A 6416-nucleotide genomic window follows, 5' to 3' on the forward strand; every position below is an offset into this window, starting at 1 on the left:
TCCCGGTCACGCCGGGGCGCGTCGCGACCTGCACAACCTTCTCGAACATGATGATGAACGGCGAGTTCGCGAGCACGGCCTTCTGCAGCGCTTCGTAGCGCTGCGCGCGCTTCGCGGGCGACGGCTCGACGAGTGCGGCCTCGGTGTCCTTCGTCAGTTGCGGAATGTCCCAGCTGTTGCGCCATGCGAGCATCTTCGTCGGCGACTGGTCGGAGTTGTCCGGATTCCACGCGAAGCCGCGCGCATTGCTGTTCGGGTCCATGTAGTCGGGCGACCATTCGCCGATGAAGATGTCGTGCTGGCGCGCGCGATACTTGCCGATCGCCTGCTTCGCATCGCCCGGAATCAGCTTCACGCGGATGCCGCCCTGCGCGAAGTTCGCCTGCAGCGCCTGCGCGATCTCGAGGTACGGATAGTCGTTCGGCATGTCCATCGTCACGTCGAAGCCGTTCGGCAAGCCGGCCTTCGCGAGCAGCGCCTTCGCCTTCGCGACGTCCTGCTTGTAAGGCCGCGCGTTCGACGTGCCGAGGAAGCCTTCGGGCAGGAAGGTTTCATGCACCTTGTAGGTCGTGCTGACGATGTTGCGCTGGATGCCGTCGTAGTCGACGAGCCATTTCATCGCCTGCTGCACCTCGGGTTTCGCGAGGTTCGGGTTCTTCGTGTTCAGGCTCAGGTACAGCAGCGCGGACACCGGCCACGACGTGACCTTGATCTTGCCGGCCTTCGTCAGCGCGGCGAGGCTGTCGGGGCTCAGGTTGCGCGCGGCATCGGCGTCGCCGTTCTCCAGCAGCAGCCGCTGCGCGGATGCTTCGGGCACGTGGCGCAGCACGACGCGCTTCATCGGGTACGGCGTGCGGTATTTCTCGAAGCGCTGCAGCACGATGGTCTCGTTGGGCGTCCACTTCACGAGCTGGTACGGGCCCGAGCCCGCGTCGTTGGTGCGCAGCCAGCCGCTGCCGAAATCGTTGCCCTGCTGGTGCGACAGCAGCAGCTTCTTGTCGAAGACCGATGCCGGGCACGCGCTCAGCACGTTGAGCACGAAGCTCGGCGCGTACTTGCGATCGGTTTCGAGCACGACGGTCTGCGGATCGACCACGCGCACCTTCTGCATCACGTTCGCCTTCGTGAGGCCGAGATCGGCGAGCACGCCGGCCGGCCCCTTGTCGAGCAGGATGGTGCGCTGCAGCGACCACGCGACGTCGTCGGCGGTCACCGGGTTGCCGGAATGGAACGTGAGGCCGGGGCGCAGCTTGAACGTATAGGTCACGCCGTCGGCGCCGACCGTCCACGATTGCGCGATCTGCCCGTCGAAGCGCGTCGGGTCCTTCAGGTCGACGCGCACCAGACGTTCGTAGGTGTTCGCGACATACTCGGACGGCACCAGCTCGTAGATCCCGCTCGGGTCGAGGGTCGTGAATTCGCCGAGCTGCGTGGCGACGACGAAGATGCCGGGCGGCGTGGCCGCCTGCGCCGGCAATGCCGGAACAAGCGCGACGAGCGCGGCGCTGACGAACAGGCGGGACAGCAGGTGCTTCATGCGGGCTCCGTGGAAAGGGAATCGTGGGTGCGATTCTCTCATCGACGGCCGCCCGGATGAAAATATTCGGCGTGCGCGCCGGCGGGTTGGCGCGCAGGAGCGAGCCGGGCGGATGCCCGGCATCGGCAGGTTCGGATCAGATCGCGCAGCGCGCGATCGCGAAGCGCATCGCTTCCTCGGCCGGCTCGTTGCCCGAGCCGCGCACGACCTTGATGACGGAGCCGTTGCCCGACGGCGTCAGCGTGACGAAGTACGAGTTCGAGCCGACGGAGATATCGGTCACGCCGTTGTGCTGCGATTGCTCGGTGCCCGACAGACGGCTGTCGAGGCAGTTGGCGACCGCGTAGGCCGGACGTTGCGACGACACGTAGATCATCGGCGCCGCGCCGGATGAGCCGGCCGAGTCGGACGAGGGCGCGGAACCGCAGGCGGCGAGCAGGGCGGCGGGAAGGAGCAGCAGGAATCGTTTCATGGTCGGTCGTCGTGTGTCTCGTATCGAGGCTGGGGCGCGGGGGAGGCGAAACGCGAAGCTTCGCGACGAAACCGCCCGGAATCGGGCCGTTTTTGACGGACGACGATGCAACAGGCGGCTGACGACGGAGTATACCCGCAGCGTTTGACGGCGTTGGGGCGTTGAAACGATTCGATACAACAAGCACCCGCTACCGCATCGCGGCAGCGGGCGTTTCAGGTGATGGCGAATGGGCACCTGCCGGTGTTGTCGATCTTATTGGCCGATCTGGTGGCTGACCGCATTTTCCTGCTGGTTCAGCACGTGCTTTTCGCTCTTCGTGATGTGGCTGTGATCCTGCCCAGCCATGTCCCGCTCTTCCTGGCGGATCTTGCGGTCGTCACGGTGCAGGCGCGCGGCCTGTGCGTGCGACATCTCGCCTTCCTTCACTTCGTGATGGATCCGGCGATTCTGGTTTGCGAGGCGCTGGTTGACCTCTTCGCGGCGCGGATGCGCCTGTTGCCACGGCGTGTCGGCGAACGCGGTGCCGGTCAGCACCGACATCAGGGTGGCGGCAATCGCGAGATGGCGGGTAAGGGCTCGCATGGTGTTTTCTCCTGTCGTTGCGCGTCCGGATCGTGGGCGCTTGTTCAAAAAACGCGGAGGGGGCACCGGCTGTTGACGTTTCCGCCTGTATCGATTGCAAGTCTTTATTACGTCGGCGCGTGGCGGTGCGGGCCCCGGCGTGCGCGGCGCGGGGCCCGATCGTCGCGCATGCGGATCAATGCGCGCCGGCCGCCGCCGCATCGGCATCGCCGCCGCCCGAGCGCGACGGCTTCGTGATCCAGATCAGCGGAATGATCGCGATGAAGATGATCGCGGACACGTAGAAGATGTCGTTCAAGCCCATCACGGCCGCCTGCGAATCGACCGACGCGTTGAAGAACGCGAGCGCCGAATCGGGGCCCAGGTGCAGCAGCGAACGCGTCGTGTCGACGTGTTGCGCGAAGGTCGGGTTGGTGACGCTCGCCTGTTCGGTGAGCCGCGCGTGATGCAGGATCGTGCGGTCGTTCCACGCGTTGCTGATCAGCGACGTGCCCACCGCGCCGCAGAACGTGCGGCCGAAATTCGACAGGCCGGCCGCGGCCGGGATCTTTTCCGGCGGCAACCCGGACAGGATGATCGACGTCAGCGGCACGAAGAACATCGCCATCGGGATGCCCTGCAGCAGCGTCGGCAAAATGAGATCCCAGCGCGACACGTCGGTGTAGAAGGTCGTGCGCATCATGAACACGACCGCGAAGCCGACGAACGCGAGCGTCGCGATGTAGCGCGGATCGGTGCGCGGCAGCAGGCGCCCCATGACCGGCGTGAGCAGGATCGCGAACACGCCGAGCGGCGCGGTGGCGAGCCCGGAATCGACCGCACGGTAGCCGAGATAGCCCTGCATCCACTGCGGCAGCAGCACCAGCGTGCCGAAGAACATCCCGTACGCGACCGAGATCGCAATCGTGCCGCCCGCGAAATTGCGCTGCGTGAACAGGCGCAGGTCGACGATCGGGTTCGCCTCGTGGAGCTCCCACACGAGGAAGAACGCGAAGCCGATCAGCGCGACGACGCCGAGCGCGACGACGACGGGCGAGTTGAACCAGTCGAGATCCTTGCCCTTGTCGAGCATGATCTGCAGCGAGGCGACCCACAGTACGAGCAGCAGCAGGCCGACCTTGTCGATCGGCATGCGTTTCGTGGCCGATTCGCGGTCGCGGAACACGATCCACGTGACGGCGGCCGCGAAGAAGCCGACCGGGATGTTGATGTAGAAAATCCACGACCAGTTGTAGTCGTACGTGATCCAGCCGCCGAGTGACGGCCCCGCGATCGGGCCGACGAGCGCGGTCATCGACCACAGCGCCAGCGCGCTCGACGATTTCTGCCGCGGCCATGCGCCGAGCAGCAGCGCCTGCGACAGCGGCGCGAGCGGCCCGGCGACCGCGCCCTGCAGGATCCGCGCGGCGAGCAGCGTCGGCAGGTTCGGCGCGATCCCGCACAGCCACGACGCGAACACGAACAGCAGGATCGACGTGACGAACAGGCGCACCTGGCCGAAGCGCTGCGTGAGCCAGCCGGTCAACGGAATCGATACCGCGTTCGCCGCCGCGAAGATCGTGATCACCCACGTGCCTTCGTCGACCGACACGCCGAGGTCGCCCGAGATCGTCGGAATGGCGACGTTCGCGATCGACGAGTCGAGCACGTTCATGAACATCGCGAGCGACACCGCGATCGTGCCGATCGCGAGGCGGCCGCCCGATAGCGGCGCTGAAGAGGACGGGGAGGACATGGGTTTCCTGCGTAAGGGGCGTAGGGTGCGCAACGGATGCTGCCCGTAGCGGCGGGCGCGCGCCGTCGCACGCGGCCGCGCACGCACGCGCGCGCGAAAGCGACGCAGGCGCGGCGCGGCTGCTGAACGGAAGGGGCGCGACGCGCGCGACGCGGCCCGGTAGAGGGGCCGACGCGTGCGACGTGCTGCTCGATCGGATGCACGAAGCCGTGGCGGGCTTCGGGAGGCGGGATGCTGCCGGTCAGGAAGGCGGGACGCGCGTGACGCGCCTGCGGGCAGCGGTCAGGCGGCTGCCGTCGCGTGTGGAATGGTTTTGCATCGCGACAGGCTAACGATGTGGCGAGCCGCCATCAACACGGGCCGGCTCATTAATCGATTTCGCTTGCTGCAATAATCGGTGTGCGAACCGTGCCGGTTAGGGTGCGGTTCGCCAATCGTCGAACACTTCTGCCAGGAATTCGACGAACGCGCGCACCTTGCTGTCGAGGGTCGCGCGCCGCGGATACAGCACGTGCAGCTCGACGTCGTCGGTCCGGTGCCAGTCGGGCAGCACGATTTCGAGCTCGTTCCGTTCGAGCCGGCGGGCGGTGTAGTGCGTCGAGACCAGCGCGATGCCGCCGCCGCTCGCGGCCTGGCGCAGCACCGTCACCGATTCGTTGGTGATCAGCACCGGCCGCACCGGCACGTCGGCCACTTCGCCGGCCGCATTGGTGAGCCGCAGCGTCAGCCCGGGCGCGTCGCGGCCGACGAGCAGCAGGTCGTGCTGCGCGAGATCCTGCGGCGTGGCGGGCCGGCCGACGCGGTCGAGATAGGCGGGGCTCGCGGCCAGCTTCGCCTGCGACCAGCCGAGCGAGCGTGCGATGTAGCTGGAATCGGTCAGCACGCCCGCGCGCAGCGCCACGTCGAAGCCGTGCTCGACGAGATCGAGCGGGTTGTTGTCGTAGATCAGCACGAGCTGGACCAGCGGGTAGCGCCGGCGAAACTCGGCGAGCGCCGGCTCCAGTTCGAACAGGCCGATCGAGTAGGGCACCAGCACGCGCAGCATGCCCTCCGGCGCCGTGCGCAGCGCGCGGGCCTGGCGGTCCGCATCGAGCAGGATGTCCTCGGCGCGCAGGCAGCGCTCGTAGTAGTCGCGTCCGGCCTCGGTGACGGAGACGCGGCGCGTGGTGCGGTACAGCAGCTGGACGCCGAGATCGTCCTCGAGCTGCTTGACCTTGCGGCTCACGCGGCTGAGCGGCATGTCGAGGTGCGTGGCGGCGGCGGTGAAGTTGCCGCGCTCGACCACGCGCAGGAATATCCGGATGCTTTCGAAGTCCATACGGTGTGCTTCAGTGTTCGATCTGCGCGCATCTTACCTGCGCCGGCCGAATCGCTTCGTGCGGCGGCGATTATCCTGCCCGGTGCAATAACGCATCCTGTCCGCGCGTCTTAGTGGCGACGGCGCGCCCCCGTATGCTCGCCGCATGAAATTCGCCTTACCCCCTCTGCCGCCGCTCGCGGCTGTGCGCACCGCGCTGCGCGACGCCCGGCCCACGCTGCCGCCCGGCGCCCTCGGCTTCGCATTGCGCAACACGGCGGCGTCGCTCCTCGCGCTCTACATCGCCTTCCGGATGAATCTCGACGACCCGAAATGGGCCGCGTCGACAGTGTGGATCGTCGCGCAGGGCAGCCGCGGGATGGGTTTGTCGAAGAGCCAATACCGGATTCTCGGCACCGCGATCGGCGCGGCCGTCGCGCTCGTGCTGACCGGGGCGTTCGCGCAGACACCCGAGCTGTTCCTGCCAGCGCTCGCCGCGTGGATCGGCCTGTGCGCGGGCGTCGCGACCTTCCTGCGCAATTTCCGCGCGTATGCAGCGGTGCTCGCGGGCTATACGGCGGCGATCATCGCGATGGATGCCGTTTCCGCGCCGTTGCACGCATTCGACATCGCGACCGCGCGATTCCTGTACGTGGTGGTCGGCATCCTGTGCGGCGCGGCGTTCGAGACGGTGTTCGCGCCCGGTTCGCCGCTGGCCGATGTCCGCACGCGGCTCGCGCGCTATCTCGACCGCGCGGTGGCCGTCGGCGCGGGCGCGCTGCGCCGCGAG

6 protein-coding genes are annotated in these 6416 nt (G+C 67.5%); 1 reads left to right on the forward strand and 5 read right to left on the reverse strand.

Annotation, left to right across the window (positions count from 1 at the left end):
* The 5 genes from G3O00_RS38590 to G3O00_RS38610 form a co-directional block, all read right to left on the reverse strand.
* Positions 1–1537: ABC transporter substrate-binding protein (locus G3O00_RS38590; RefSeq protein ID WP_206146143.1), on the reverse strand; the 1537-nt coding region annotated here is incomplete at its 3' end.
* A 136-nt stretch (positions 1538–1673) separates the two neighbouring features.
* A complete protein-coding gene (locus G3O00_RS38595; protein WP_174929591.1) occupies positions 1674–2009 on the reverse strand; it encodes a sugar ABC transporter ATPase in 336 nt (111 codons plus the stop codon).
* A 255-nt stretch (positions 2010–2264) separates the two neighbouring features.
* Complete coding sequence (locus G3O00_RS38600) at positions 2265–2594, reverse strand: hypothetical protein (protein WP_011354865.1); 330 nt, start codon at positions 2592–2594, stop codon at positions 2265–2267.
* Between the two features lie 175 nt (positions 2595–2769).
* On the reverse strand, positions 2770–4329 hold the full coding sequence (locus G3O00_RS38605) for a DHA2 family efflux MFS transporter permease subunit (RefSeq protein WP_206146144.1): 1560 nt from the start codon (positions 4327–4329) through the stop codon (positions 2770–2772).
* 415 nt (positions 4330–4744) lie between these two features.
* A complete protein-coding gene (locus G3O00_RS38610; RefSeq protein ID WP_089427243.1) occupies positions 4745–5647 on the reverse strand; it encodes a LysR family transcriptional regulator in 903 nt (300 codons plus the stop codon).
* 145 nt (positions 5648–5792) lie between these two features.
* On the opposite strand from G3O00_RS38610, the gene G3O00_RS38615 reads away from it, so the two are divergent.
* A partial coding sequence (locus G3O00_RS38615; protein ID WP_206146145.1) for an FUSC family protein occupies positions 5793–6416 on the forward strand: 624 nt, incomplete at its 3' end.

Source organism: Burkholderia sp. Ac-20384 (genome assembly GCF_017104605.1).
GTDB classification, from domain to species: Bacteria; Pseudomonadota; Gammaproteobacteria; order Burkholderiales; family Burkholderiaceae; genus Burkholderia; species Burkholderia lata.

Bases quoted from the DNA above. Each gene is read 5' to 3' on its own strand.
- G3O00_RS38595 (WP_174929591.1), bottom strand. From the start codon at position 2,009: ATGAAACGATTCCTGCTGCTCCTTCCCGCCGCCCTGCTCGCCGCCTGC.
- G3O00_RS38600 (WP_011354865.1), bottom strand. From the start codon at position 2,594: ATGCGAGCCCTTACCCGCCATCTCGCGATTGCCGCCACCCTGATGTCG.
- G3O00_RS38605 (WP_206146144.1), bottom strand. From the start codon at position 4,329: ATGTCCTCCCCGTCCTCTTCAGCGCCGCTATCGGGCGGCCGCCTCGCG.
- G3O00_RS38610 (WP_089427243.1), bottom strand. From the start codon at position 5,647: ATGGACTTCGAAAGCATCCGGATATTCCTGCGCGTGGTCGAGCGCGGC.